The sequence below is a fragment of the Enterobacter sp. Taxon_8 genome (genome assembly GCF_058354585.1).
On record NZ_CM177989.1, the window covers coordinates 1,788,276 to 1,813,816 of the forward strand.

The window sequence follows — 25,541 nt, forward strand, 5'->3', positions numbered from 1 at the left end:
GGTTTCGGGAATGACGTAAAAGCAGTACAGTGCATTGTAATAAAATTACAACGATACCTGGCAGAAGCACCAGGTGATCCAACTGAGGAGAATGACATGGCGGTAACGCAAACAGCCCAGGCATGTGACCTGGTCATTTTCGGCGCGAAAGGCGATCTTGCACGCCGAAAATTGCTGCCTTCCCTGTATCAACTGGAGAAAGCGGGCCAAATTCATCCGGATACCCGTATCCTGGGTGTAGGGCGCGCCGACTGGGACAAGGACGCTTATACCAAAGTCGTCCGCGAGGCGCTCGAAACTTTCATGAAAGAAAAAATTGATGAAAGTTTGTGGGATACCCTGAGTGGACGCCTCGATTTCTGCAACCTGGACGTGAATGACGTCAGCGCATTCGCCCGCCTGGGCGCGATGCTGGATCAGAAAAACCGTGTCACCATTAACTATTTCGCCATGCCGCCAAGCACCTTCGGCGCCATTTGCAAAGGTCTGGGCGAAGCCAAACTGAACGCCAAACCGGCGCGCGTCGTGATGGAGAAGCCGCTGGGTACGTCGCTGGCAACCTCGCGCGAAATCAACGACCAGGTGGGCGAGTTCTTTGAAGAATGCCAGGTCTACCGTATCGACCACTACCTCGGTAAAGAGACGGTTCTGAACCTGCTGGCGCTGCGTTTCGCTAACTCCCTGTTTGTGAATAACTGGGACAACCGCACTATCGACCACGTGGAAATCACCGTGGCGGAAGAGGTGGGGATTGAAGGCCGCTGGGGTTACTTTGACCAGGCCGGTCAGATGCGCGACATGATCCAGAACCACCTGCTGCAGATTCTGTGCATGATTGCCATGTCTCCTCCGTCTGACCTGACGGCTGACAGCATCCGCGACGCCAAAGTGAAAGTGCTGAAGTCGCTGCGCCGCATCGACCGCTCCAACGTGCGCGAGAAGACCGTTCGCGGCCAGTACACCGCCGGGTTTGCGCAAGGCAAAAAAGTGCCAGGCTACCTGGAAGAAGAGGGCGCGAACAAGTCCAGCAACACCGAGACGTTCGTGGCGATCCGCGTGGATATCGACGACTGGCGCTGGGCGGGTGTTCCGTTCTACCTGCGCACCGGTAAGCGTCTGCCGGCCAAATGTTCCGAAGTGGTTGTCTACTTTAAGAACCCGGAATTGAACCTGTTCAAAGAGTCCTGGCAGGAACTGCCGCAAAATAAACTGACCATTCGTCTGCAGCCGGACGAGGGCGTGGATATCCAGATCCTGAACAAAGTACCGGGCCTGGATCATAAACACAACCTGCAGACCACCAAGCTGGATCTGAGCTATTCCGAAACTTTCAACCAGACGCACCTGGCCGATGCTTACGAGCGTCTGCTGCTGGAAACCATGCGCGGTATTCAGGCGCTGTTCGTGCGCCGTGATGAAGTGGAAGAAGCATGGAAATGGGTCGACTCCATCACCGAAGCCTGGGCTGCCGATCAGGATGCGCCAAAACCGTATCAGGCGGGCACCTGGGGACCTGTCGCGTCGGTGGCGATGATCACCCGCGATGGCCGCTCCTGGAACGAGTTTGAGTAAGATAATCCGCTAGCCCGAAAGTGTTATTTTACCGGTAACATGATCTAACACAGCTAGTGGCACAATTTTCAACTTTTAAGCTCCGCGTGGATTCACCCGCGGAGCTTTTTTTATTACACTGCCGGAAGTGATTTTGCCCCTGAGCTCCGGACAGCAAGCGTTTCAGCGTTGTTAACAACTGCCAGCGACTTTGTAAACTCCCGAGCCCGGACAGATAAATGAGAGGAGCTTTTATGAATCCGACATTGTTACGCGTAACACAGCGCATTATTGAGCGCTCGAAAGAGACCCGTTCGGCCTACCTCGCCCGGATTGAGCAGGCAAAGAGCAACACCGTCCACCGATCTCAGCTGGCCTGCGGTAACCTGGCGCACGGCTTCGCCGCCTGCCAGCCTGACGATAAAGCGTCGCTGAAAAGCATGTTGCGTAACAATATCGCCATCATTACCGCTTATAACGATATGCTCTCCGCGCACCAGCCCTATGAGGTTTACCCGGATATCATCCGTAAAGCGCTGCACAGCGTGAATGCGGTGGGCCAGGTCGCGGGTGGGGTACCCGCCATGTGCGACGGCGTAACGCAGGGTCAGGACGGTATGGAGCTCTCCCTGCTGAGCCGCGAAGTGATTGCCATGTCCGCGGCGGTGGGTCTTTCACACAACATGTTTGATGGCGCGCTCTATCTCGGCGTGTGCGACAAGATTGTCCCGGGTCTGGTGATGGCGGCGCTGTCGTTTGGGCATCTGCCTGCTATCTTCGTGCCGTCCGGTCCAATGGCAAGCGGCCTGCCGAACAAAGAAAAAGTGCGTATCCGCCAGCTGTACGCGGAAGGGAAAGCAGACCGTCAGGCGCTGCTGGAGGCGGAAGCCGCGTCCTATCATGCGCCGGGGACCTGTACGTTCTACGGTACGGCTAACACTAACCAGATGGTGGTGGAGTTTATGGGGATGCAGCTTCCGGGCTCGTCCTTTATCCAGCCGGATGCGCCGCTGCGCAAGGCGCTGACCGAGGCCGCGGCCCGTCAGGTTACGCGTCTGACCGGAAACGGCAACGAATGGATGCCGATGGGTAAAATGGTCGATGAAAAAGTCATCGTCAACGGGATTGTCGCGCTGCTGGCAACCGGGGGGTCAACCAACCACACCATGCACCTGGTGGCTATGGCGCGTGCGGCGGGCATTCTGATTAACTGGGATGACTTCTCCGAGATCTCTTCCGTGGTGCCGCTGATGGCACGCCTGTACCCGAATGGTCCGGCGGATATTAACCACTTCCAGGCCGCGGGCGGCGTACCGCTGCTGATGCGCGAGCTGCTGAAGGGCGGTCTGCTGCATGAAGACGTGAATACCGTGGCTGGCTTTGGCCTGCAGCGCTACACCCAGGAGCCGTGGCTGAACAACGGCGAGCTGGACTGGCGTGATGGGGCGAGCGCGTCTCTTGATGCGCAGGTGATTGCCACTATCGACAAACCTTTCTCTCCTCACGGTGGCACCAAAGTGCTGAGCGGCAACCTCGGTCGCGCGGTGATGAAAACCTCTGCAGTACCGGAAGAGAACCAGATTATCGAAGCGCCGGCGGTGGTGTTTGAAAGCCAGCACGACGTATTACCTGCCTTTGACGCCGGCCTGCTTGATAAAGACTGCGTGGTGGTGGTGCGTCACCAGGGGCCTAAAGCTAACGGGATGCCAGAATTACATAAACTTATGCCACCACTTGGTGTATTATTGGACCGCCGTTTCAAAATTGCGTTAGTAACCGATGGACGCCTCTCTGGGGCATCCGGTAAAGTGCCTTCAGCCATCCACGTGACGCCTGAAGCTTACGACGGCGGTTTACTGGCGAAAGTACGTGACGGTGACACGATCCGCGTGAACGGTCAGACAGGTGAGTTAACCCTGCTGGTCGATGACGCCGAGCTGGCGGCACGTCAGCCCCATATTCCTGACCTAAGCGCATCGCGCGTGGGGACCGGACGCGAAATGTTCAGCGCGCTGCGTGAGAAACTCTCCGGTGCGGAGCAGGGCGCTACCTGTATTACGTTTTAAGACGACTTGATTTTAACGATCTGGCGAGAGAAAACTCTGATGAAAAACTGGAAAACAAGTGCAGAATCAATCCTGACCACTGGCCCTGTCGTGCCGGTTATCGTGGTAAACAAGCTGGAGCACGCTGTACCGATGGCGAAAGCGCTGGTTGCGGGTGGCGTTCGCGTTCTGGAAGTGACCCTGCGCACCGCCTGCGCGATGGATGCCATTCGCGCGATTGCCAAAGAAGTGCCGGACGCCATCATCGGTGCGGGTACCGTGACGAACGCAAAACAGCTGGCTGAAGTGACCGAAGCGGGCGCACAGTTTGCCATCAGCCCGGGTCTGACCGAGTCGCTGCTGAAAGCCGCGACCGAAGGCACTATTCCACTGATCCCGGGTATCAGCACCGTCTCTGAACTGATGCTGGGCATGGACTACGGTCTGAAAGAGTTTAAATTCTTCCCGGCTGAAGCGAACGGCGGCACCAAAGCGCTGCAGGCGATTGCGGGTCCATTCTCTCAGGTACGCTTCTGCCCGACGGGCGGCATCTCTCCTGCCAACTACCGTGACTACCTGGCACTGAAAAGCGTCCTGTGCATCGGTGGCTCATGGCTGGTTCCGGCGGATGCGCTGGAAGCGGGCGACTGGGATCGCATCACAAAACTTGCTCGCGAAGCGGTGGAAGGCGCGAAGCAGTAAGTCTCTCGTCGCATGAAAAACGGGCCTTACGGCCCGTTTTTTTATCCCGTTACCTTAACGCTTGCTGCGGCCGCTTTGGCTCTCGCCACGGCGTCGTCAACGTTATCCCCGGTGGCTAACGCCACGCCAAGACGCCGGGTTCCGTCAATCTCCGGCTTGCCGAACAAACGTACCTGCAACCCGGCACCCACCGCCCCGTCGACATTATCAAACGTGACGTTCTGGCTGGTTAGCTGCGGCAGGATCACCGCCGAGGCGGCCGGGCCGTACTGACGGATACCGCCGACGGGCAGGCCGAGGAAGGCTCGCACGTGCAGGGCGAATTCGGAGAGATCCTGCGAAATCAGCGTCACCATGCCGGTGTCATGCGGGCGAGGGGAAACTTCGCTGAAAACCACCTCGTCGCCGCACACAAACAGCTCCACGCCAAACAGGCCATAGCCGCCCAGCGCCAGGACGGTTTTACGGGCGATCTCCTGAGCACGTTCCAGCGCCAGGGCGCTCAGATGCTGCGGCTGCCAGGATTCGCGATAATCGCCATCTTCCTGGCGGTGGCCTATCGGGTCGCAGAAATGGACGCCGTCAACGGCGCTGACGGTCAGCAGGGTGATCTCGAAATCAAACTTCACGACGCCTTCGACGATGACGCGACCGGCGCCGGCGCGGCCGCCCTGCTGGGCGTACTCCCACGCCTTGTCCAGCGTGCTGCTGTCGCGAATAAAGCTCTGTCCTTTACCGGAGGAGCTCATCACCGGCTTAACGATGCACGGGTAGCCAATCTCGTCTACAGCCTGCAGGAATGCAGCCTTATCGCCAGCAAAACGATAGCTCGACGTGGGCAATCCCAGCTCTTCTGCCGCCAGGCGACGAATGCCTTCGCGGTTCATGGTCAGCTTTGCGGCTTTCGCGCAGGGCACCACGAGCTGGCCTTCCTGCTCAAGCGCGATCAGCGTATCGGTGGCAATGGCTTCAATTTCCGGCACGACAAAATCAGGTTTCTCGCGCGTAATCAGCTCGAGAAGGGCATCGCCATCCAGCATGTTAATCACATAAGAACGATGGGCGACGTGCATGGCTGGCGCGTCGGCGTAACGATCCACGGCAATCACTTCAACGCCTAAACGCTGGCACTCAATGGCGACTTCTTTGCCCAGCTCGCCCGATCCCAACAGCATCACTCGCGTCGCCGCAGGTCGCAGCGCGGTTCCTAAACGAATCATAACAATCCCCCTGAAAAAGTTGCGGGCAGTATAAACGAAAACGTTTGCGTCTGTCTTGTACACGGCCAGGTGAGGGGAGAAGAAATTTGCGCTTCTTTAGCCCGTCCAGACATTTCCTGACGCCTGCTCGCTTACGCTGTGGATCATGTTCACCGTTAAGTGAGGGAAATCATGTCTGGCTGGCTAAATCAATTGCAATCCCTGTTAGGGCAGAAAACATCGTCTGGCGAGCGGGACCTGAGCAAACTGCTGGTACCCGGGGCGCTAGGCGGACTGGCAGGCCTGCTGGTCGCGAATAAATCCTCGCGCAAGCTGCTGGCAAAGTACGGGACAGGCGCACTGCTGGCCGGTGGGGGCGCCATTGCGGGTACCGTCCTATGGAACAAATACAAGGACAGGGTTAGGACCGCGCACAGTGATGAACCACACTACGGCGAGCACACCTCGCCGCTGGATCTGCGTACCGAACGGCTGATCCTGGCGCTGGTCTTTGCCGCGAAAAGTGACGGACATATCGACGATAAGGAACGACTGGCGATCGAGCAGCAGCTGCGTGAAGCCGGCGTTGAAGAGAAGGGCAGAACGCTGGTGGCGCAGGCCATCGAACAGCCTCTGGAGCCGCAGCGTCTGGCACAAAGCGTGAAAAATGAGGAAGAGGCGCTTGAACTCTATTTCCTCAGCTGTGCCGCCATCGATATCGATCACTTTATGGAGCGGAGCTACCTTAACGCCCTGGGCGATGCGTTAAAGATCCCACAAGACGTGCGCGAAGGCATTGAGCGGGATATCCGGGAACAAAAACAGGCGTTACAGGGATAGTTCTCGCCGTTGCGACCCTGTTTCGCTTGCATCATGCGTGGGTTTTGCCAACCTTATAGGGTGTAAAACGAAAAAGAATGATGACATGCCACCGAAAGCCCGACGTATACCTTATGCGATCACCACGCATGGCGATACGCGTATAGACAACTATTACTGGCTACGGGACGATTCGCGCTCCCAGCCAGAGGTGCTCGACTACCTGCACGAGGAAAACGACTATGGCCGCAAGGTCATGTCCAGCCAGCAGACGCTTCAGGACCAGCTGCTGAATGAAATGGTGCAGCGTATTCCGCAGCGCGATATCTCCGCGCCCTGGACCAAAAACGGCTATCGCTATCGCCATATTTACGAGCCCGGAAATGAGTATCCCATCTACCAGCGTCAGTCGGTGTTAAGCGCCGAATGGGACGAGTGGGATATTCTGCTGGATGCCAACCAGCGCGCTGCCCACAGCGAGTTTTATACCCTGGGCGGCATGTCCATTTCGCCTGACAATGCGGTGATGGCGCTTGCGGAGGATTATCTCTCCCGCCGTCAGTACGGCCTGCGGTTTCGCAATCTGGAGAGCGGCAACTGGTATCCGGAAATGCTGGAAAATGTGTCCCCGGATTTTGTCTGGGCGAATGATTCCGAGACGGTTTACTACGTCAAAAAGCACGCCTCGACGCTACTGCCTTATCAGGTATGGCGGCATACCGTGGGAACGGACTCCGCTGACGACGAGCTGGTTTATGAAGAGAAAGACGAAACGTTCTATGTCAGCCTGCATAAAACCTCCTCGCGCCACTATGTGATTATCTTCCTTGCCAGCGCGACGACGTCGGAAGTTCTGCTGCTGGATGCCGAACTGCCTGACGCCCAGCCGCTCTGTTTCCTGCCGCGCCGCAAGGATCACGAGTACAGCCTGGATCACTTCCAGCATAGCTTTTATCTGCGCTCCAATCGTGAGGGCAAAAACTTTGGTCTCTATAAAACCAAAGTGCGCGATGAACGCAAGTGGGAGGTGCTTATCCCCGCGCGTGATCAGGTGATGCTGGAAGGGTTCACCCTGTTTACCGACTGGCTGGTAGTGGAAGAGCGCCAGCGCGGGCTGACCAGTATCCGGCAAATCAACCGCAAAACGCGGGAAGTGGTCGGGATTGCGTTCGACGACCCGGCCTATGTGACGTGGATTGGATTCAATCCCGAACCCGAATCATCGCGGTTGCGCTACGGCTACTCATCCATGACCACACCGGACACCCTGTTTGAGCTGGACATGGATACCGGGCAGCGCCAGGTGATTAAACAGACCGAGGTAAAAGGTTTTGAGTCTGAAAACTACCGCAGCGAGCACCTCTGGGTCACCGCCCGGGATGGCGTTGAGGTCCCCGTCTCGCTCGTCTATCACCAAGCCCATTTTCAGAAAGGCAAAAACCCGATCCTGGTTTACGGCTACGGTTCGTATGGCTCAAGCATGGACGCCGATTTCAGCAGCAGCCGATTAAGCCTGCTCGATCGCGGTTTTGTTTTCGCCATAGCCCATATTCGCGGCGGCGGTGAGCTGGGCCAGCACTGGTATGAAGACGGGAAATTCCTGAAAAAGAAAAACACCTTCAATGATTATCTCGACGTCTGCGATGCGCTGATTGAGCAGGGCTATGGCGATCCGCAACTCTGCTTTGGCATGGGCGGCAGCGCGGGCGGCATGCTGATGGGGGCGGTTATCAACCAGCGTCCCGACCGCTTTAAGGGGATTGTCGCGCAGGTACCGTTTGTCGATGTGGTCACGACCATGCTCGATGAATCAATCCCTCTTACCACCGGGGAGTTTGAAGAGTGGGGAAATCCGCAGGATGAGATGTACTACCGCTATATGAAAGAGTACAGCCCGTACGACAACGTGGAGGCGAAAGCCTACCCGCACATGCTGGTCACCACCGGTTTGCATGATTCTCAGGTGCAGTACTGGGAGCCGGCAAAATGGGTGGCAAAGCTGCGGGAGCTGAAAACCGATGACAATCTGCTGCTGCTGTGTACCGATATGGACTCCGGACACGGCGGGAAATCGGGACGATTTAAATCGTACGAAGGGGTTGCCCTGGAATATGCCTTCCTGATTGGCCTGGCGCAGGACACGCTGCCAGGCCGTGCGGAGGGTTAAGCGTCGCCCAGATAATGTTTCAGCGTTAAGCGCAGTTCCGGACTCATTCTGTCGAGGTTGTTATACAGCCAGCGCAAATAGCCCGGGTCTTTATCCGCTACCTCAGACACCGGCTTCCCGCGATATTTACCAAAGGTAAATGTGGTCAGTAACGCGGGGCGTCCGGTGATCGTCGCCATATCATCCGGTGTCCAGCCTGAGATATTCATAATATCAATCAGTAACGCGGCGGTGATATAGCAGTCATACAGGGCGCGGTGATGGTGAAGCCCCTCAGGGGGACGAACGCTGAGCTTGCGGGACTTGTACAGCGCCATATTGCTGTATTTAATGCCCGGCCAGAGACGACGCGCCAGCTTCATTGTGCAAATCCATTCGCCCGGCATTTCAGGTAGCACCCGGCGGTCAAAGCTGGCGTTATGCGCGACGTACCACGGGCTACCGTAGTAGTGCGGAATGATCTCTTCAATCCAGGGCTTATCCGCCACCATCGATTCTGTAATGCGATGGATAGCCATCGCCTGGGGGCTGATGGGGCGATCGGGACGCACCAGATGGCTCATTGGGTTGACGATTTTACCATCAACCACGTCGACAGAGGCCACTTCCACTATTCCGCCCTGAAGATCGCAAGTTTCGGTATCGATGACGCGCAGCATTGAAAACTCCTGAGCTTAAAACGCCTAGCCTAAAGGAATGATATCGCCTTGCCAACCCTCTCCGCCGAGCGTGCCGGTCACCAGAAGCTCGCCCTTATCCGCGCGGACGATCAGCTGGCCTTTATCATCCCATAGCGCGCTGCCGCCGCAGGCATTCGCCATTAGCACCGCAATAGCATATTTATGCGCGAAGCGCTGCAGGTTACTGATGGACTGCCGCCAGCGATTATCCCCCACCGACTGGCAGCTGGTAACAAGCGTTGCTCTGGGATCGAGATTGGGAGAGTCGGGATGTGCATCAATGATGCTAAGGTGCTTGTCCCCCGGCACCAGGCTGGCTCCGCGCCCTTGCGGATAGCGCAAAATGCGATGGCAAGCAGGCGAAAACAGCACAAGACCTTTCTGTCTCTGCCCATCCTGAACCAGGGGGAGTCCCGCAATAACGGTAATCTGGTAAAAATGTGCCGCGTTAAGCAGCGGCTCCAGCTGCGCGTCATCGGGTGGGGGAGGTAGCGTCGGCGCGCCAGAGCCCGTTAAGGAGAGTTCAGGGAAGACCAGCAGATCGCACCCCTGCCGTGCGGCTTCGGCGATGAAGCGCAGGTGGTGCGTAACATGGTCATTCACACTCTGATGCAGCCCGCCATACTGGGCTGCCGCTATGTTCCAATGTGACATCGTGACTTCCTTATACACTGAGTCGCAGGGATTTAAGAATACACCTAAATTTATCAGGGTTTTCTTATCCTGCCAGATTCCGCGTAAGGAAGTGTAACGACTCGTTAAGCTTATTTAACTTTAGGTTCGTACGGTAAACGGGAGAGGTTAACCGAGGCGAGACGGTGGGCGATTAATCTTTCGCGAAACCAGTCGCGCAGATGGGCGGGTTGTTCCCGTTCAACGACTTCAGCCACGACAGGCATGTTGTAACGCTCTTTGAACGCGACGCCAGCGGCAGCGAGATCGACATTCACTTTATCCATCTCGTCCTGCGGAAGGGCGGCCAGATTGATCTTCATTACCTTCTCCTTTTTCTGCGGCGGCAACGTTACCGCGATTGCACGACGATGACAAGCGGAGGCAGGATGATCCTCGACTCGTTTATTATACAGCGTTATTCTTTAGCATACAGACATAACAAAAAGGAATGATTGCGATGGGTTTCTCCGCCTCCCGCGCGGTATGCGCACTGGTTTTTGTGGCCTCGACAATGATGGCGCCCTCCGCGCTGGCACATGCACATCTTAAACAGCAGAGCCCGGCAGCGGACAGCGTGGTGAGCGCTCCGCAGGCACTTACGCTGAATTTTTCAGAAGGCATCGAACCGGGGTTTAGCGGTGTGGTGGTAACGGATGCGCAAAAGCAGGTCATCAAAACGGGAACCGCCACGCGCGACGAAAAGAACAAGGCGCAACTCACCGTTCCGCTGGAACAAACGCTGACGTCAGGAACGTACCAGGTAGACTGGCATGTCGTCTCCGTAGACGGCCATAAAACCAAAGGCAGCTATCACTTTAGCGTGAAATAGCATGCTGGCGCTGTGTTATATCGGGTTGCGCTTTATCCATTTCGGGGCGCTGATGCTTGTTTTTGGCAACGCGCTTTACAGCGTCTGGTTTGCGCCTTCCTCTCTCCACCGCCTGATGTCCCGGCGATTTCAGCTGCAGCAGAAAGTGGCGGCCTTAATGAGCCTGGCGGCAGCGCTCCTGATGTTTATGCTTCAGGGCGGACTGATGGGTAACGGCTGGGGAGATGTGTTTGCCCCGCAGGTCTGGTACGGCGTAATGAGGACGCAGTTTGGCGGCGTCTGGCTGTGGCAAATCATACTCGCTGCGACCACGGTCGGCGCAGCATGGCTCGCACCGCTGAAAGGTTCGCGGCTGCTGCTGCTTACGATGGGCCAGCTTATTCTGCTGGCTGGGGTAGGGCACGCGGCAATGAACGACGGTCCGATGGGGGCGTTGCAGCGTCTTAATTATGCTTTTCACCTGATCTGCGCCGCAACCTGGCTTGGCGGATTACTGCCTCTGCTGTTCTGCATGCGCCTGGCTAAAGGACGCTGGCAGAATGCCGCCATTTATACCATGATGCGCTTTTCGCGCGTGGGCCATTACGCCGTCACGGGCGTGCTGCTCAGCGGAGCGATCAATGCGCTCATGATACTGGGTGTCCATATTCCCTGGCAGGCTGGTTACGTACAGTTTTTGTTGTTCAAATGTGCGCTGGTGGCGTTGATGGTGGTAATTGCGCTGGCAAATCGGTATTTTCTGGTGCCACGGTTTCGTCCGGAGAGCGGGCGAGCACAACAGATTTTTATCAGGATGACGCAGGCAGAAGTGGTGCTGGGAGCGCTGGTGCTGGCAACGGTCAGTCTGTTCGCCACCTGGGAACCCTTCTGATAAGGTTAAATATCATATGAAAAAGACAGTACTTTCTCTCATCTTGCTGGCCTGTACGGGGAGCGCGCTTGCCGCACCGCAGGTTATCACCGTCAGCCGTTTTGAAGTGGGTAAGGACAAATGGGCTTTCAATCGCGAAGAGGTGATGCTGACCTGCCGTCCGGGCCATGCGCTGTATGCGATCAACCCGAGCACGCTGGTGCAATATCCGCTGAATGATATCGCAGAGCAGCAGGTAGCCAGCGGAAAGAGCAGCGGACAGCCGATTAGCATTATTCAGATCGATGACCCGTCGCATCCGGGACAAAAAATGAGTCTGGCACCGTTTATCGAGCGCGCCGACAAGCTCTGCTAACGTTCGGGTTTCCAATAAAAAACCGCAGATGCTTGCGAAAGCACTGCGGTTTTTCACATTTAATGATGCTCTGGCGCTTTTTTTCCGACCGCTTTAGCTGTGGACTGGAAAACCTGGCGTCGTCATCTATTCTTAAAAGGCAAGGCGACTTAGCCTGCATTAATGCCAACTTTTAGCGCACGGCTCTCTCCCAAGAGCCATTTCCCTGGACCGAATACAGGAATCGTATTCGGTCTCTTTTTATCTGTATGTTTTTTAAAGCATTTTTCGGTGCTGACTCGACATCATCCGAAACTTTCTCGAACTTTCCATATCCTGTCTAAACCATAACATACTCAGGACCGCGTGCGTCCAGGGTTTTTTGGGATCTTTGTTAAAATTTTGTGGCCGAGCGACCGCTGAGCAAACGCCTCCTGACGTTCGAAAGGGCAACCCTTAAGTTAAATAATGAACGCGCTGAATTTGTCTTTGTGTTGGACAATGTACTCAGGGAAGTTTTCAACCGTTAGCTCTTGCCTGATTAACGTCCTGTCCCGCCCCCAGATATCTTCCGCGTTTTTAATGACCTTCATGATGTGTTCCGGGTTGTTAAACTCAGGGAGATCGTATTCAGTATGGGAAATGGTCGACATTTTTTCTGAGATGCGCTCGGGTGTCATCACCCATGAGAAATGCCACCCACCATTTTCAATGATGCGGTTGTTAATCTTGAACCAGTTCCACTTTAGCCAGGACCAGTTTTTAACACTTCGGGTGCGTTTAAGATTCCTGAATGATTCAGGTTCACCGCCAAAGAAGTTAACGAGATTTTTATACTGGGTGGCTCTCGGTAATTTACATTTTCTTGGCGTGTTATCTGTATTAAAAACCTGCAGGTTAAACTGATAATTATAAAAATTCTGATAAATAGTAGTGCAGAGCTTTTTGGGGTTTATCGATGCTACTACCTGAGGTGAAAATATCTCGTCCACATCGGAAACTAAAATCAAATCATCATCGCTGGCATGGGACAAACCCTGCATGATGGCATTCCTCTGCGCGGCTTCATTTGCCCACGCATCCACTACCATTCCCTCTGGCAAACCCGGGATCACCTCTCGGGCCGGATGTGATTCTTCAGCGGCTTTCGTAATCGGTTCTTTATCATGCACAACGTAGATAATTTTATCTTTAAACTGACGGTATTTATTAATGTCAAAATGCAGCTGCCTCTTTTTACCGGTAAAGGTATGCGTTGACTCAACGATAACGAAGCGATCGACAACGTCCGCTAGCGTGTTCAGCCTGATTTCGAGAAGCATATCTTCGTCGTAATATAAGAAGCAGTCATAGATCATTACCGAAGTCCCTCATTTTTGCGCCCACATTGCGCTTTTTCCAACGCATTCGCCGGTATCATTTCGCGCAATGCTAACTGAGCGCACTCGCCCTGCGCAATAGTACACTGCTTTATTATTCATCCTATAAATAGATTGCATCCACTATGCAGTGAGCGAAGACGCCAGCCAGGCTAAAAGTGGGACTTAACGGATACCTCTATTTCATCAAGCAGCTCAAAGCGGCGGCGGTATTCGGCACGTTTTTTACTGGCGATCTCTTCAAGCGATTTACGCTCCATCTGTAGCGGCAGCTGCCAGCAGAAGGCCGAGAGCTTTTTACCGTCCAGCGATGCCCAAAATTCATCGTAGCTGGCATGGAAATGGCGACCTTTGCTCAGGCGATACCGCAACGCGCGGAAAACGTGACCCTCATCGCTGACGGCAAAAATCGCCCGGACGGATGACTGCGCAGCCAGCTGGAAGAGGACTTCCATCAACACCCGTTTGGGGAAAAGACCATGACAGGCGCGGGTGGCCTGTTTAATGACGTCTCGCGATACGCAGCGGCGGGGTCCCTGAAGCCCGCCAATCACCATGACTTGCTGACCATTGCTGCGCGCGACGCTAAAGGTCAGGCTGGCCAGCAGCGTGTCCTCGTTGTCGCGTAGCCACAGCGTGCTTTCGCCTTCGCGCTCGGCTTTCCCCGCAGAGGAAGCATTGACCGTATAGGTTACACCGTCTTTTGCATGGAACTGCGCAACGGCTTGTTCCTGCGGGCTGGTCAGGGCCTGGGCGAGACCGCTCTCTTTCAGGCTGTCAATCCAGTAATAATGGTTAACGATAGCGTCGGCGCGATCGTTAGCCGTCAGGCCGCGCATCAGGTACTGCCGGTGGGTCTTGCTCGGCAATGTAATTTGAGAGGCCAGCAGCCTGTCAAAATCGTCGCGACCCGAAAGGGTTTCCAGCATGCGATGTGTAGAAGACCAGAACACCAGCGAACGTAACAGGAACTTCAGGCGATATTCGCGTTTGCGCCAGATCGGCCCCGGAACGCGTTTGCCGTTCACCAGCTCGGAAATAATATTTGTGCGATGCGGATAGAAAACATCGTTATGCAGGTGCGTATTAGACACGTGAAGACCCCTCTTTTTTTCTGCCCTTATTCTAAAGAGCCAGGAAAAGGGGATTAATAGCGCGAGGATCTTTATTTCTGTTTGGTTTACCGTTTGTTTGATTTCGTGATGACCACGCCTGTCCGTCGACTTTTCTGCGGCAGCTATACTGTTTAAAGGAGGTGCTATGTATCAGCGAATTGAAGGTGGAATGTGGCGTCACGTCTGGGTTGTCAGCGATATACACGGTTGCTACCAGTGGCTTATGGATGAACTTAAACGCCGTCATTTTAATCCGTATGAGGATTTACTTATTTCTGTCGGGGATATGATCGATCGTGGCCCTGATAGCGTTAAATGCCTGCAGTTAATTAATGAAAAATGGTTTCGTGCCGTGCGGGGAAACCATGAGCAAATGGCGCTCGACGGTCTGGATAATAACGATTTTTCTCTCTGGATGATGAATGGCGGAATGTGGTTTTCGCATCTTGAACGCGATCGGCAACAGCTTGCACTGTCGTTGCTTGACGCCTGTCGCGACTTACCGCATATCATCGAGATAACCTGTGCGAACGGTCTTAATGTGATTGCCCATGCTGATTATCCGGCCGCGGAATACCGCTGGCAAAAACCTGTCAGTGACCAGCGCGTCTTATGGAACCGCGATCGGTTGATGGGGTTTATGGTGGGTAAAGGAGAGGGCATCAGCGGCGCGGATCATTTCTGGTTCGGACATACGCCCGTCGACAGAAGGTATGATTTTGACAATCTCCACTACATTGATACGGGTGCCGTATTTGACGGTTACTTTACGCTGGCTCAGCTGCAGTAATAAATAACCCGCCTTCGGGCGGGTTCTCTTTAGGTCAGGCAAGACGCATGACCCAGGCATCGGTTTTACTGTCGTAATGCTCACGGTAAAGGACTGAATGTTCGCCATCAAGTATTGCCGGGACGCTGGTGTCTGCATCCCATGCATCAAGCTGCATGCACAAATCCGGGTCGGATTTGCAGGGAATACTTAACGTTCGATCGCCTTGTGCTTCGCCGCGCAGCTCTGCGTCGTCGATCTCAAAAGCGCCAATACGCACGCTGGTTTTCGTCATAGTGCTCTCCGGGTCGGTTGTCAAAAATCTGGTATGACCAGTGTGGCCACCCATTTTTGATCGTAGACAAAGAGAGCAAAATCGCCAGTAAAAAAATGCGCTTTTTATCAATCCGTGCGATCGTTACCGGTAAACAGCCGACCGTCCCGAACCAGCTCGCGTGGATAGCTGTTTTTCAGCCTTGAGCCGACCTTTTTTGCCAGGCCCAGCGGGTATCCCTGATACGTTACAATCACTTCATCGCCTGATGGCGTGCTCTCCGGATAGACATCGCGACCACGGTACCACTCTTCGGCTTCCTGATGCGTCAGGGCAAAGGTATTGTCGCGTCCGGCAAGGGCGATTACGGCCTCATGCTGCCAGCGATACCCTTTATTATGCACTTCCGCCAGGCGGATCCCGATTCGGGAAAAACGGACCTTTCCGATGAGCGGCTCGATCTGTGCCGGGAACAGCCATATCTCTTTATCACGCATCCAGGGGCGCAGGCTCTCATCCCAGACCAGTCCCGCTTTTTTAGCGGCGGCTTCAAGCTGTGCGGTTTCTCGACCTTTAAGGGGGGAAAACGGGAAGTTACCGACCTTGAATTTAGGTGCGGGCAGGGGAGCCACCACCTGCGTTTTACGCAGACGCGCCACAAAGAACCCTTCGCAGTCGTAAATCTGCGGGAAAACATGGAGGAACCCCTCCGGGGTGACAGCCTCCTGTGCTGAGGCGAACAGATCGTCGAGCGGCAGAAACTCGACCGCATCCGGATATTGCGCTTGCAGCCACAGGCAGACATCTTCGTTCTCATCGCGGTTTAAGGTGCACGTCGAATAAACCAGCGTGCCGCCGGGGCGCAGGGCATGGAATGCGCTGTCGATCAGCTCTCGCTGCGTGGCCGCGATCTCAAGGTTGCTCTCAACTGACCAGTTTTTTAACGCATCGGGATCTTTACGCACCACCCCTTCGCCTGAGCAGGGGGCGTCCAGCAGAATGGCGTCGAAGACTTCCGGCAGGGCGGCGCCAAACACGCGTCCGTCGAAATGCGTCAGGGCAACATTATGAATACCGCAGCGGCTGATGTTGGCATGCAACACCTTCACGCGGCTGGCGGAAAACTCGTTGGCGAGGATCGCCCCTTGATTACCCATACGGGCGGCAATTTGGGTGGTTTTTGAGCCGGGCGCGGCGGCAACATCCATTACGCGCTCTGGCGAATTGCCATCGGCAAACAGGGCGGCAACCGGCAGCATCGAGCTGGCTTCCTGAATATAGAACAGACCGCTCAGATGTTCAGCGGTACTGCCCAGCGGCAGTGAAGCTTCGTCATCGCGTTCTATCCAGAACCCCTCAGCGCACCACGGTACCGGCGTAAGCTGCCAGCCGTACGGAGCGACCAGCGCCAGAAAATCATCGACGCTGATTTTCAGCGTGTTGACGCGAATACTCCGGCGTAACGGACGCTGGCAGGCGGCGATAAAATCGTCTAACGACAGGTGAGAAGGAAGCGCCTCGCGCATCTGCGCCAGGAATTGTTCGGGAAGAAATACGGAGTTTTGAGCCACGGGCACACCACAGGGAAAAATTCAGGTGCGCAGTGTAGCATAAAGGCTCCGGTGCGTTGACACCGGAGCCTGTCAGATTAACGCGGCAGGGCGGTTCCCCATTCGCGCCACTCTTTTGGTTCGCTCTCGAGCAGCAGGAAGTGTTTACCCGGCTGCGCTTTTGGCGCCAGCGGCGTTCCCGGCGGCGTGGCAAACGCGATACCGCCGCGAATGAACTGGTTGAAGGTGCCGGTTTTCACCACGCCTCCCGTCAGGCCAAAGTCCAGCGAATAGCCGGATGCCAGCCAGAATACCGAGTTATTTCGAACCAGGTGCTGGTAACGTTCGCTAATACGTAATGCCACCATCACGCGGTCGGAGAGCGTACCGAGCGTCAGGCCCGTGACCGTACCCACTTCAATACCGCGGAATAGTACCGGAGTGCCGATGTTCAGCGAGCCCGCTTCCGGCACTTCCACCACGATGCTCAGGCCGCCAAGGTAGCGCGAGTCGGTGATCGTGGCTTCCTGCAGCTCGAAATCACGGCGGGCATTGCCCTGGCCTGGCTCAACGTTGATGTACGGCTGCAAAATGGTGTCGAGGTGCTCAACGCCAGCGGCCGAGATCTGCGGCGTGACCACCGAGAAGCGCGAGCCGGTGCGGGCGAAGGTCTGCACATATTCCGGGTAGAGCACGGCAGTGGCCTGCACCTCGTTGCGCGAGGTGATCAGCGTCAGCTTCTGGATCTGCCCGATATCAATGCCCAGATAGCGGATTGGCATGCCTTCCGCAAGCTTGCCGGCATCAAAGGCGTGCAGGGTAATCTGCCCACCCACCGCGCGGGCGGCGGTCTCGGATGGGAAGAGAATACGCTTATCGCCTTTACGCAGATTCGCGCCCGCACCGCTGAGGTTATCGAAGCTAATCGCCCCCCGCAGCGCGCGTGACAGCGGAGAGGCCTGTACGGTTAGCCCGTTACCGTTAAGCTGAACTTTCGCGCCGCCTTCGGCCCAGAAGACGCTGTTTGGCGTCAGCAGCTTGCGGTACTCCGGCTTGATATGCAGTTCGATATCGAACGCGTCCGCACGGGGTCGAACGGTGATCACTTCCCCGACTTCAAACTTGCGATACAGCACCACGGAACCCGCCTGTACGTCCGGCAGCGTCTCGGCGCTTAAGGTCAGCGTGGTGGTAGGAAGATCGCTCAGGCTGTTTTCAACCGCTTTCTCCAGGTTGGCATACAGCGGATAGCTGTCGCGCACGGGGCCTTTATTCCCCGGCAAAATGCGGATACCGCCGTTAACCCATTCGCTGGCGCTGGCGCCGAGGAACTCCACGCCGTCCAGACCCACCTTCACGTCGACGCGACTGTTCACCACGAATTTGCTATCGCCATGCACCAGGTCGCTGTATTGCGGATCGATGGCGACCGAGAAAGTCACGCCATTCGCGGAGAGCTTACGCTCCAGCACCTGACCAACCTGCACGCCGTGTAAAATTAACGGCTGTCCGGCTTCGATACCGTAACTTTCTGGCGCATTCAGCGTGACCGTCACTACGCCCGGCTTTTGCAGCAGGGCTTTATCAGCCGGCGCAATCACGAAGCTATTGCGGGGTTCACCTTCGCCAGGGATGAGCTCAAACGTATTGCCGGTCAACAGCGTGCTGAGGCTGGCATCGTTCAGAGAGAGCTTTGGACTGCGCATTTCGATGCGCGTTTTCTCGCGCAGGAGATCGACCACGCTCGGGTCGACCGTCATTTCGCCGGTGACCGAGCCGCCCGGGTTGAGCGTCATTTTGGTGAGCTGACCAACCTGCAATCCCTGATACATCAGCGGTGTTGAACCCGCTTTTAGCCCTTTAGCATCGGGCAGGGCGAGTTTGACGATCACGCCGCGCTGGCTGTGCGCCAGGTCAGCGTACAATCCAAATGAATCATCAGCGGTGGCAGGGCTTGAGTTTTCCGGGGAGTCAAAGGCAATGGCACCATTAACCAGCGCGGCCAGACTCTCCAGCTTCACTTTCGCACCGCTCAGGCTGAGGTCCGCGTCCACCCCGGACACGTTCCAGAAGCGGCTGCCTTTTTTCACCAGATTGGTGAAGCGACGCTCGATCAGCACGTCAATGGTGACGCCCTGTTTATTTGGGTTGATCGCGTAATCGTACACACGGCCAACCGGGATTTTGCGGAAATAGACCAGTGAGCCACTGTTCAGAGAACCGAGATCCGGCGCCTGCAGATGGATCATTAAATCGCCGTTATTGAGGCGGTACTTCGGCTGTGTATCCAGGGCAACAAAGTGATCCTGCGGCTCTCCTTTACCCGGCATCATGCCAATATAGTTACCGCCCACGAGCGCATCCAGCCCGGACACACCGGCCAGAGAGGCTTTTGGCGTCACCAGCCAGAACTGCGTTTCACTGCGCAGGGCATCCTGCATGTCAGATTTAATACTGACCCGCACCTGAATCTTGTTCAGCCCTTTTCCAAGAGAGATGTCCTGAACCGTACCCACTTCAACCCCCTGGAAGCGAACGGGCGTTCGCCCGGCGACGATGCCGTCGGCGGTCTGGAAATCAATGGTGACGGTGCTACCGCGATCTTCATAGCTCGTCCAGATAAGCCAGCCTGCAATCATCAGGGCGATGACGGGCAGCAACCAGAATGGCGAAATGCGGCGTTTTGTTTTAATTCTCGCTTCAGTCGGCGAAGCGGGGGTTTCCTGACTCATGTGCATCCCAAAGTAAGCGGCTATCCAGCCATTCCACAGCAAGAATAGTCAATATCACCGCAGAGCCGAAATAAAAAGCCGCGGGTCCCATTGTAAAAGCAAGTAACTGGTCGCGATTGATGAGAGACATCATCAGCGAAATTACGAACAAATCTAACATTGACCAGCGGCCAATCCAGGTGACGAATCGCAGAAGCAGAATGCGGGTTCGTAAGCCTTGTTCACACTTTAAGTGAATGCTGATGAGCAGGGTAATCATCACCACCACTTTGGTAAAGGGAACCAGAATACTGGCAATAAAAACGATCGCCGCCACCCCGACATTGCTGTGCGCAAGGGAGATAATCCCGGAGAGGATAGTATCCTCCTGACGTCCGCCATTCACGTAAATGATGGAAATAGGCAGCATATTGGCGGGGATCAGAAACACCAGGGAGGCGATCAGCGCCGCCCAGCATTTTTGCAGGCTGTTGTTTCGACGCAGCCTTAATGGAATGTGGCACCGCGGGCAGCGTCCGCGCGGGTCGGGTAACCCGGTATAGTGGCAACCCAGACAGACGCGCAGATTTTCATCGGGACGGGTGGCGGGGCGCTGCGGGTAAAATCGCTCCCAGAGCTGCTCAACGTTCAGGTGTATCAGCGTCAGAATGCTCAGCAATACCAGACAGATGAAGGCAAAGAGTCCGATGCCGGGCTGCAAAAAGGCATAGTCCTGTACCTTTATTGACGCAACGCCCACGCCGACCAGATAAATATCCAGCATCACCCACTCTTTGAGTTTATCCAGCATCAGCAGCACCGGGCGAAGGTTCATGCCGAGAATATTGCCAAACCAAAGATAGGCAATGGCGGCGACCAGCACCAGCGGCGCACCAACGGTGCAGAACAGCACCATGGCGGCGGTGATGGGATCGCCCTGACGGGTCATCTGCCAGATACCCTGCAGCACGTTGGCGTCAATGCGCACGCCAAGCAGGTAGAGTTTCAGCAGCGGTTCGCTCCAGGCGAAGGGCATCAACAGCAGCATGGTGACGGCCATGGCGGCGAGGCGGGTCAACGACCAGTCGCGACCATCGCGAATTTTAGCGTCGCAGCGAGGACAAAAGGCACTTTGGTGCGATTTCATCTTCGGCAACATAAAAAGCGTATCGCACTGGGGGCAACGCTGATAATGTGCACGAGGCAAAGCTTCGCTTACCGTATGGACAGTTATCTTTCTCGTCGGCGTAATTTTGGTTGTTTTTAAGGCCATCAGCTGCGCACAAATAAGTATTGTTGAAAGTTATAATAACTCATGAACGGATTCATCTTGAGCATGAGCGCATTTAATGCTTATTTTAATAGGCTATGCGGTAAATTTGTAAGACAACTAAGTGATTGAATAATGAACAAAACAGAATTCTACGCGGATCTGAACCGCGATTTTAAGGCATTGATGGCGGGTGAGACCAGCTTCTTAGCCACTCTGGCAAATACTAGCGCATTGCTGTTTGAACGTCTCTCTGACGTAAACTGGGCCGGCTTTTACCTTCTGGAAGGTGAAACGCTGGTGCTCGGTCCTTTCCAGGGCAAACTGGCCTGCGTGCGTATTCCGGTAGGGCGTGGCGTATGCGGCACGGCGGTGGCAGAGAATCAGGTCCAGCGTGTGGAAGATGTCCATGCGTTTGACGGACACATTGCCTGTGATGCTGCCAGTAATTCTGAAATCGTTTTGCCGCTGGTGGTCAAAAATCAGATTATTGGCGTTCTGGATATCGACAGTACGGTCTTCAGTCGCTTTACAACCGAGGACGAACAGGGGCTGCGCGAGCTGGTGGCGAATCTGGAAAACGTACTCGCTGCAACCGATTATCAAAAATTCTTTGCGAGCGTCGCAGGATAATCAACGGATAACGTAGCATTTACTGATAGCGTCATTATAATGACGCCTGTTCATGCCTGCGCTTGTTGGCAACGTCCGTTGTAATCAGGAAATTTCATGGAAAATCAACCTAAGTTGAATAGCAGTAAAGAAGTTATCGCATTTCTGGCCGAGCGTTTCCCGCAGTGCTTCAGCGCGGAAGGTGAAGCTCGTCCCCTGAAAGTCGGTATTTTTCAGGATCTGGTGGCGCGTGTTGAAGGGGAAATGAACCTCAGCAAAACTCAGCTGCGTTCCGCCTTACGTCTTTATACTTCGAGCTGGCGTTACCTGTACGGTATCAAACCAGGCGCTACCCGCGTGGACCTCGACGGCAACCCTTGCGGTGAGCTGGACGAGCAGCACGTTGAGCACGCGCGCAAGCAGCTTGAAGAAGCCAAAGCACGCGTTCAGGCACAACGTGCAGAACAGCAGGCGAAAAAACGCGAAGCCGCCGCGGCAAACGGCCAGGAAGAAGCGCCTCGTCGTGAGCGTAAACCACGCCCTGCGCCGCGCCGTAACGATAATAACGATCGCAAACCGCGTGCAGACAAACCAGCAGCAAAAGCCCCGCGTGCCCCTCGTGAAGAGCCGCGCCATACGCCGGTTTCTGACATTAACGCTCTGAGCGTGGGTCAGGCGCTGAAGGTAAAAGCGGGTAACAATGCTATGGACGCCACCGTACTGGAAATCACCAAAGATGGCGTTCGTGTACAGCTGACTTCTGGTATGTCAATGATTGTACGCGCAGAACACTTGTTGTTCTGAAACGGAGGCCAAGCCTGGCATGAACACTTTTTTTAAGCTCACCGCGCTGGCGGGTCTGTTTGCTATAACAGGTCACGCTTTTGCAGTGGACGATATCACGCGTGTTGATCAAATTCCGGTACTCAAGGAAGAGACGCAGCACGCGACGGTGAGCGAGCGCGTGACCTCACGTTTTACCCGCTCGCACTATCGTCAGTTCGATCTCGATCAGGCCTTTTCGGCCAAAATCTTTGACCGCTATCTGAACTTGCTGGATTACAGCCATAACGTTTTGCTCGCCAGCGATGTCGAGCAGTTCGCTAAGCGCAAATCCGAGGTGGGTGACGAGTTGCGTTCAGGCAAGCTGGATCTGTTCTACGATCTCTATAACCTGTCGCAAAAGCGTCGTTTTGAACGCTATCAGTACGCGCTTAAAGTGCTGGAACGTCCAATGGACTTCACCGGCAACGACACCTTTAATCTGGATCGCAGTAAAGCGCCCTGGCCAAAAGATGAAGCCGAGCTGAATGCGCTTTGGGACGGCAAAGTTAAATACGACGAACTGAGCCTCAAGCTGACCGGCAAAGACGAAAAAGAGATCCGTGACACGCTGACGCGTCGTTATAAATTTGCTATTCGTCGTCTGGCGCAGACCAACAGCGAGGATGTTTTCTCACTCGCGATGACCGCCTTCGCGCACGAAATCGATCCGCACACCAACTACCTCTCTCCGCGCAACACTGAGCAGTTCAATACCGAAATGAGCCTGTCTCTGGAAGGTATCGGCGCGGTACTGCAGATGGACGATGATTACACGGTGATCAATTCAATGGTCGCGGGTGGCCCGGCATCCAAAAGCAAGGCGATTAGCGTAGGCGATCGCATTGTGGGTGTTGGACAAACCGGCCAGAACATGGTCGATGTGATCGGCTGGCGTCTCGATGACGTAGTTGCGCTGATCAAAGGTCCGAAAGGCAGCAAGGTACGTCTGGAAATTCTGCCTGCCGGTAAAGGCACCAAAACCCGTATTGTTACCCTGACCCGCGAGCGTATCCGTCTGGAAGACCGCGCGGTGAAAATGTCGGTGAAAACCGTGGGTAAAGAGAAGGTAGGTGTCCTGGATATTCCTGGCTTCTACGTGGGGCTGACTGACGATGTGAAAGTTCAGCTGCAGAAGCTTGAAAAGCAGAACGTTAGCAGCATCATCATCGACTTGCGTAGTAACGGCGGCGGTGCGCTGACGGAAGCGGTTTCACTCTCTGGCCTGTTCATCCCATCTGGCCCGGTGGTTCAGGTGCGCGATAACAACGGTAAAGTGCGCGAAGATGCCGACAACGACGGTGTGGTCTACTACAAAGGCCCGCTGGTGGTCCTGGTTGACCGCTTCAGCGCTTCCGCGTCTGAGATCTTTGCCGCTGCAATGCAGGACTATGGCCGCGCGCTGATCGTCGGTGAGCCAACCTTCGGGAAAGGCACCGTTCAGCAGTACCGCTCTCTGAATCGTATTTACGATCAGATGCTGCGTCCGGAATGGCCTGCGCTGGGCTCGGTTCAGTACACCATTCAGAAATTCTACCGCGTGAACGGCGGCAGTACGCAGCGTAAGGGCGTCACGCCGGACATCATCATGCCGACTGGCACCCAGGAGACGGAAACCGGCGAGAAGTTTGAAGATAACGCGTTGCCGTGGGACAGCATCAATGCCGCGACTTACGTGAAGGCGGGTGATATGACCCAGTTTGGCCCTGAACTGCTGAAAGCGCATAACGACCGCATCGCGAAGGATCCGGAATTCCAGTACATCATGAAGGATATTGCACGATTCAATGCCCTGAAAGATAAGCGGAATATTGTTTCTCTGAATTACGCACAGCGTGAGAAAGAGAACAACGAAGACGACGCAACTCGCCTGGCGCGTATCAACGATCGCTTCAAGCGCGAAGGTAAGCCTCTTCTCAAGAAACTGGACGATCTGCCAAAAGATTACCAGGAGCCGGATCCGTATCTGGACGAGACGGTGCATATCGCTCTCGACCTGGCGAATCAGGAAAAAGAGAAACCTGCCGTACAGCCCGCTCCGGCAAAATAACCTCCTGACAGGCACAAGAAATTGTGCCTGTTTCTTTTTGTTCTGCATCCTTCCGTCAGTCAGATTTCCAATTGTGTAAAGTTGTGTCTTTCTGGTGACTTACGCCCGTTTGATGCTTGAAAATAGCCGCAATACCCATACGATGTGGGTAATCGCATAGTGCGTTTTGTTAAACTGAGGTAAAAAGAAAATTATGATGCGAATCGCGCTCTTCCTGCTCACCAACCTGGCGGTTATGGTGGTTTTCGGGCTCGTGCTAAGCCTGACAGGAATTCAGTCGAGCAGCGTTCAGGGTCTGTTGATTATGGCGCTGCTGTTTGGTTTTGGTGGCTCGTTCATCTCCCTGCTGATGTCGAAGTGGATGGCACTGAAATCGGTGGGTGGTGAGGTTATTGAACAGCCGCGTAACGATATGGAACAGTGGCTAATGAATACGGTGGCTCAGCAATCCCGTCAGGCAGGGATCGCCATGCCGCAGGTGGCGATTTACCATGCCCCGGACATTAACGCTTTCGCCACGGGCGCCCGTCGTGATGCGTCGCTGGTGGCCGTCAGCACCGGATTGCTGCAGAACATGAGCCGTGACGAAGCCGAAGCGGTTATTGCCCACGAAATCAGCCATATCGCCAACGGTGACATGGTGACCATGACCCTGATTCAGGGCGTGGTAAACACCTTCGTGATCTTCATCTCCCGTATTCTGGCGCAGATCGCGGCAGGCTTTATGGGCGGAAACCGTGACGAAGGTGAAGAGAGCAACGGCAACCCGCTGATCTACTTCGCCGTTTCGATGGTTCTGGAGCTGGTATTCGGTATTCTGGCCAGCATCATCACCATGTGGTTCTCCCGCCACCGTGAATTCCACGCGGATGCCGGCTCGGCGAAGCTGGTTGGTCGTGAGAAGATGATTGCCGCGCTGCAGCGCCTGAAAACCAGCTATGAGCCGCAGGAAGCGAACAGCATGATGGCCTTCTGCATTAACGGTAAGTCCAAATCGCTGAGCGAGCTGTTTATGTCTCACCCGCCGCTGGATAAACGTATTGAAGCGCTGCGCAGTGGGGAATACCTGAAGTAAGGCAAAGAACCCTACTAAGCCGGGCAGGAGAACACTCCGCCC

23 protein-coding genes are annotated in these 25,541 nt (G+C 55.1%); 13 read left to right on the forward strand and 10 right to left on the reverse strand.

Going from position 1 to position 25,541, the window contains the following annotated elements; all coding sequences use genetic code 11:
• The first annotated feature begins 96 nt into the window (after window positions 1–96).
• The 3 genes from zwf to kdgA all read left to right on the forward strand — a co-directional run bounded on the left by zwf (window position 97) and on the right by kdgA (window position 4,298).
• The gene (gene zwf, locus AC4IBF_RS08475; protein ID WP_008500457.1) at window positions 97–1,572 is read left to right on the forward strand and encodes a glucose-6-phosphate dehydrogenase; all 1,476 of its coding nucleotides are present in this window, start codon (window positions 97–99) and stop codon (window positions 1,570–1,572) included.
• Between the two features lie 233 nt (window positions 1,573–1,805).
• Window positions 1,806–3,617 (forward strand): phosphogluconate dehydratase, encoded by a 1,812-nt coding sequence (gene edd, locus AC4IBF_RS08480; RefSeq protein ID WP_115875686.1) that lies wholly within the window; start codon window positions 1,806–1,808, stop codon window positions 3,615–3,617.
• 39 nt (window positions 3,618–3,656) lie between these two features.
• Window positions 3,657–4,298: a bifunctional 4-hydroxy-2-oxoglutarate aldolase/2-dehydro-3-deoxy-phosphogluconate aldolase gene (gene kdgA / locus AC4IBF_RS08485; protein WP_063409039.1), complete on the forward strand. Its 642-nt coding sequence runs from the start codon at window positions 3,657–3,659 to the stop codon at window positions 4,296–4,298.
• 41 nt (window positions 4,299–4,339) lie between these two features.
• Here the strand turns inward: kdgA and purT are convergent, their stop codons facing one another.
• Entirely contained in the window at window positions 4,340–5,518 is a 1,179-nt protein-coding gene (purT, locus tag AC4IBF_RS08490; protein ID WP_491463257.1) for a formate-dependent phosphoribosylglycinamide formyltransferase, read from the reverse strand.
• A 171-nt stretch (window positions 5,519–5,689) separates the two neighbouring features.
• Between purT and AC4IBF_RS08495 the strand changes: the two genes are divergently transcribed.
• Together AC4IBF_RS08495 and ptrB are read left to right on the forward strand one after the other, a co-directional pair.
• A complete protein-coding gene (locus AC4IBF_RS08495) occupies window positions 5,690–6,337 on the forward strand; it encodes a tellurite resistance TerB family protein (protein ID WP_111964812.1) in 648 nt (215 codons plus the stop codon).
• A gap of 85 nt (window positions 6,338–6,422) precedes the next feature.
• Window positions 6,423–8,483 carry an oligopeptidase B gene (ptrB, locus tag AC4IBF_RS08500; protein WP_248174502.1) on the forward strand — a complete coding sequence of 687 codons (2,061 nt, stop codon included), beginning with the start codon at window positions 6,423–6,425 and terminating at the stop codon, window positions 8,481–8,483.
• Here the strand turns inward: ptrB and exoX are convergent.
• The 3 genes from exoX to AC4IBF_RS08515 all read right to left on the reverse strand — a co-directional run bounded on the left by exoX (window position 8,480) and on the right by AC4IBF_RS08515 (window position 10,158).
• Window positions 8,480–9,142 carry an exodeoxyribonuclease X gene (gene exoX, locus AC4IBF_RS08505; RefSeq protein WP_491463258.1) on the reverse strand — a complete coding sequence of 221 codons (663 nt, stop codon included), beginning with the start codon at window positions 9,140–9,142 and terminating at the stop codon, window positions 8,480–8,482. The two genes, ptrB and exoX, sit on opposite strands and share 4 nt — an antisense overlap.
• Before the next feature lie 24 nt (window positions 9,143–9,166).
• Entirely contained in the window at window positions 9,167–9,817 is a 651-nt protein-coding gene (locus tag AC4IBF_RS08510) for a carbon-nitrogen hydrolase family protein (protein ID WP_133294685.1), read from the reverse strand.
• A gap of 110 nt (window positions 9,818–9,927) precedes the next feature.
• Window positions 9,928–10,158: a DNA polymerase III subunit theta gene (locus AC4IBF_RS08515; RefSeq protein ID WP_008500465.1), complete on the reverse strand. Its 231-nt coding sequence runs from the start codon at window positions 10,156–10,158 to the stop codon at window positions 9,928–9,930.
• A 137-nt stretch (window positions 10,159–10,295) separates the two neighbouring features.
• On the opposite strand from AC4IBF_RS08515, the gene yobA reads away from it, so the two are divergent.
• From yobA to AC4IBF_RS08530, 3 genes are read left to right on the forward strand one after another with little or no spacing between them, the layout of a single operon-like run.
• The gene (gene yobA, locus AC4IBF_RS08520) at window positions 10,296–10,667 is read left to right on the forward strand and encodes a CopC domain-containing protein YobA (protein WP_115875680.1); all 372 of its coding nucleotides are present in this window, start codon (window positions 10,296–10,298) and stop codon (window positions 10,665–10,667) included.
• Between the two features lies 1 nt (window position 10,668).
• Entirely contained in the window at window positions 10,669–11,538 is an 870-nt protein-coding gene (gene copD / locus AC4IBF_RS08525) for a copper homeostasis membrane protein CopD (RefSeq protein WP_133294684.1), read from the forward strand.
• 16 nt (window positions 11,539–11,554) lie between these two features.
• Window positions 11,555–11,893, forward strand: coding sequence for a YebY family protein (locus tag AC4IBF_RS08530; RefSeq protein WP_111964807.1), 339 nt, complete (start codon window positions 11,555–11,557; stop codon window positions 11,891–11,893).
• 440 nt (window positions 11,894–12,333) lie between these two features.
• On the opposite strand, the gene AC4IBF_RS08535 is transcribed toward AC4IBF_RS08530, so the two are convergent.
• Together AC4IBF_RS08535 and AC4IBF_RS08540 are read right to left on the reverse strand one after the other, a co-directional pair.
• Window positions 12,334–13,230 carry a glycosyltransferase family 17 protein gene (locus AC4IBF_RS08535; RefSeq protein WP_133294683.1) on the reverse strand — a complete coding sequence of 299 codons (897 nt, stop codon included), beginning with the start codon at window positions 13,228–13,230 and terminating at the stop codon, window positions 12,334–12,336.
• Window positions 13,231–13,403: 173 nt separating this feature from the next.
• Complete coding sequence (locus AC4IBF_RS08540; protein WP_133294682.1) at window positions 13,404–14,345, reverse strand: VirK/YbjX family protein; 942 nt, start codon at window positions 14,343–14,345, stop codon at window positions 13,404–13,406.
• Window positions 14,346–14,511: 166 nt separating this feature from the next.
• Here AC4IBF_RS08540 and pphA point away from each other — a divergent pair, with 166 nt between their 5' ends.
• Window positions 14,512–15,156: a protein-serine/threonine phosphatase gene (pphA, locus tag AC4IBF_RS08545; protein ID WP_111964804.1), complete on the forward strand. Its 645-nt coding sequence runs from the start codon at window positions 14,512–14,514 to the stop codon at window positions 15,154–15,156.
• Window positions 15,157–15,190: 34 nt separating this feature from the next.
• On the opposite strand, the gene AC4IBF_RS08550 is transcribed toward pphA, so the two are convergent.
• The 4 genes from AC4IBF_RS08550 to yebS form a co-directional block, all read right to left on the reverse strand.
• Entirely contained in the window at window positions 15,191–15,430 is a 240-nt protein-coding gene (locus tag AC4IBF_RS08550) for a YebV family protein (protein ID WP_008500472.1), read from the reverse strand.
• 107 nt (window positions 15,431–15,537) lie between these two features.
• Window positions 15,538–16,935, reverse strand: a complete 1,398-nt coding sequence (rsmF, locus tag AC4IBF_RS08555) for a 16S rRNA (cytosine(1407)-C(5))-methyltransferase RsmF (RefSeq protein WP_249429551.1) — start codon at window positions 16,933–16,935, stop codon at window positions 15,538–15,540.
• Between the two features lie 122 nt (window positions 16,936–17,057).
• A complete protein-coding gene (locus AC4IBF_RS08560; protein WP_168708035.1) occupies window positions 17,058–19,691 on the reverse strand; it encodes a PqiB family protein in 2,634 nt (877 codons plus the stop codon).
• Window positions 19,660–20,943: a membrane integrity lipid transport subunit YebS gene (gene yebS, locus AC4IBF_RS08565; protein ID WP_045908227.1), complete on the reverse strand. Its 1,284-nt coding sequence runs from the start codon at window positions 20,941–20,943 to the stop codon at window positions 19,660–19,662. Before yebS ends, AC4IBF_RS08560 begins: the two co-directional genes overlap by 32 nt.
• Before the next feature lie 132 nt (window positions 20,944–21,075).
• Between yebS and AC4IBF_RS08570 the strand changes: the two genes are divergently transcribed.
• The 4 genes from AC4IBF_RS08570 (at window position 21,076) to htpX (ending at window position 25,499) form a co-directional block, all read left to right on the forward strand.
• Window positions 21,076–21,573, forward strand: coding sequence for a GAF domain-containing protein (locus AC4IBF_RS08570; protein WP_008500476.1), 498 nt, complete (start codon window positions 21,076–21,078; stop codon window positions 21,571–21,573).
• 96 nt (window positions 21,574–21,669) lie between these two features.
• Window positions 21,670–22,356 carry an RNA chaperone ProQ gene (gene proQ / locus AC4IBF_RS08575; RefSeq protein ID WP_028018656.1) on the forward strand — a complete coding sequence of 229 codons (687 nt, stop codon included), beginning with the start codon at window positions 21,670–21,672 and terminating at the stop codon, window positions 22,354–22,356.
• Between the two features lie 19 nt (window positions 22,357–22,375).
• Entirely contained in the window at window positions 22,376–24,424 is a 2,049-nt protein-coding gene (gene prc, locus AC4IBF_RS08580) for a carboxy terminal-processing peptidase (RefSeq protein WP_025910096.1), read from the forward strand.
• Window positions 24,425–24,617: 193 nt separating this feature from the next.
• Complete coding sequence (gene htpX, locus AC4IBF_RS08585; RefSeq protein WP_014884290.1) at window positions 24,618–25,499, forward strand: protease HtpX; 882 nt, start codon at window positions 24,618–24,620, stop codon at window positions 25,497–25,499.
• Window positions 25,500–25,541: the final 42 nt, after the last annotated feature.

Excerpts from the sequence above, each read along its gene's own strand:
- zwf (WP_008500457.1), top strand. The coding sequence starts at position 97 with ATGGCGGTAACGCAAACAGCCCAGGCATGTGACCTGGTCATTTTCGGC.
- edd (WP_115875686.1), top strand. The coding sequence starts at position 1,806 with ATGAATCCGACATTGTTACGCGTAACACAGCGCATTATTGAGCGCTCG.
- kdgA (WP_063409039.1), top strand. The coding sequence starts at position 3,657 with ATGAAAAACTGGAAAACAAGTGCAGAATCAATCCTGACCACTGGCCCT.
- purT (WP_491463257.1), bottom strand. The coding sequence starts at position 5,518 with ATGATTCGTTTAGGAACCGCGCTGCGACCTGCGGCGACGCGAGTGATG.
- AC4IBF_RS08495 (WP_111964812.1), top strand. The coding sequence starts at position 5,690 with ATGTCTGGCTGGCTAAATCAATTGCAATCCCTGTTAGGGCAGAAAACA.
- ptrB (WP_248174502.1), top strand. The coding sequence starts at position 6,423 with ATGCCACCGAAAGCCCGACGTATACCTTATGCGATCACCACGCATGGC.
- exoX (WP_491463258.1), bottom strand. The coding sequence starts at position 9,142 with ATGCTGCGCGTCATCGATACCGAAACTTGCGATCTTCAGGGCGGAATA.
- AC4IBF_RS08510 (WP_133294685.1), bottom strand. The coding sequence starts at position 9,817 with ATGTCACATTGGAACATAGCGGCAGCCCAGTATGGCGGGCTGCATCAG.
- AC4IBF_RS08515 (WP_008500465.1), bottom strand. The coding sequence starts at position 10,158 with ATGAAGATCAATCTGGCCGCCCTTCCGCAGGACGAGATGGATAAAGTG.
- yobA (WP_115875680.1), top strand. The coding sequence starts at position 10,296 with ATGGGTTTCTCCGCCTCCCGCGCGGTATGCGCACTGGTTTTTGTGGCC.
- copD (WP_133294684.1), top strand. The coding sequence starts at position 10,669 with ATGCTGGCGCTGTGTTATATCGGGTTGCGCTTTATCCATTTCGGGGCG.
- AC4IBF_RS08530 (WP_111964807.1), top strand. The coding sequence starts at position 11,555 with ATGAAAAAGACAGTACTTTCTCTCATCTTGCTGGCCTGTACGGGGAGC.
- AC4IBF_RS08535 (WP_133294683.1), bottom strand. The coding sequence starts at position 13,230 with ATGATCTATGACTGCTTCTTATATTACGACGAAGATATGCTTCTCGAA.
- pphA (WP_111964804.1), top strand. The coding sequence starts at position 14,512 with ATGTATCAGCGAATTGAAGGTGGAATGTGGCGTCACGTCTGGGTTGTC.
- AC4IBF_RS08550 (WP_008500472.1), bottom strand. The coding sequence starts at position 15,430 with ATGACGAAAACCAGCGTGCGTATTGGCGCTTTTGAGATCGACGACGCA.
- rsmF (WP_249429551.1), bottom strand. The coding sequence starts at position 16,935 with ATGCGCGAGGCGCTTCCTTCTCACCTGTCGTTAGACGATTTTATCGCC.
- AC4IBF_RS08560 (WP_168708035.1), bottom strand. The coding sequence starts at position 19,691 with ATGAGTCAGGAAACCCCCGCTTCGCCGACTGAAGCGAGAATTAAAACA.
- yebS (WP_045908227.1), bottom strand. The coding sequence starts at position 20,943 with ATGGCCTTAAAAACAACCAAAATTACGCCGACGAGAAAGATAACTGTC.
- AC4IBF_RS08570 (WP_008500476.1), top strand. The coding sequence starts at position 21,076 with ATGAACAAAACAGAATTCTACGCGGATCTGAACCGCGATTTTAAGGCA.
- proQ (WP_028018656.1), top strand. The coding sequence starts at position 21,670 with ATGGAAAATCAACCTAAGTTGAATAGCAGTAAAGAAGTTATCGCATTT.
- prc (WP_025910096.1), top strand. The coding sequence starts at position 22,376 with ATGAACACTTTTTTTAAGCTCACCGCGCTGGCGGGTCTGTTTGCTATA.
- htpX (WP_014884290.1), top strand. The coding sequence starts at position 24,618 with ATGATGCGAATCGCGCTCTTCCTGCTCACCAACCTGGCGGTTATGGTG.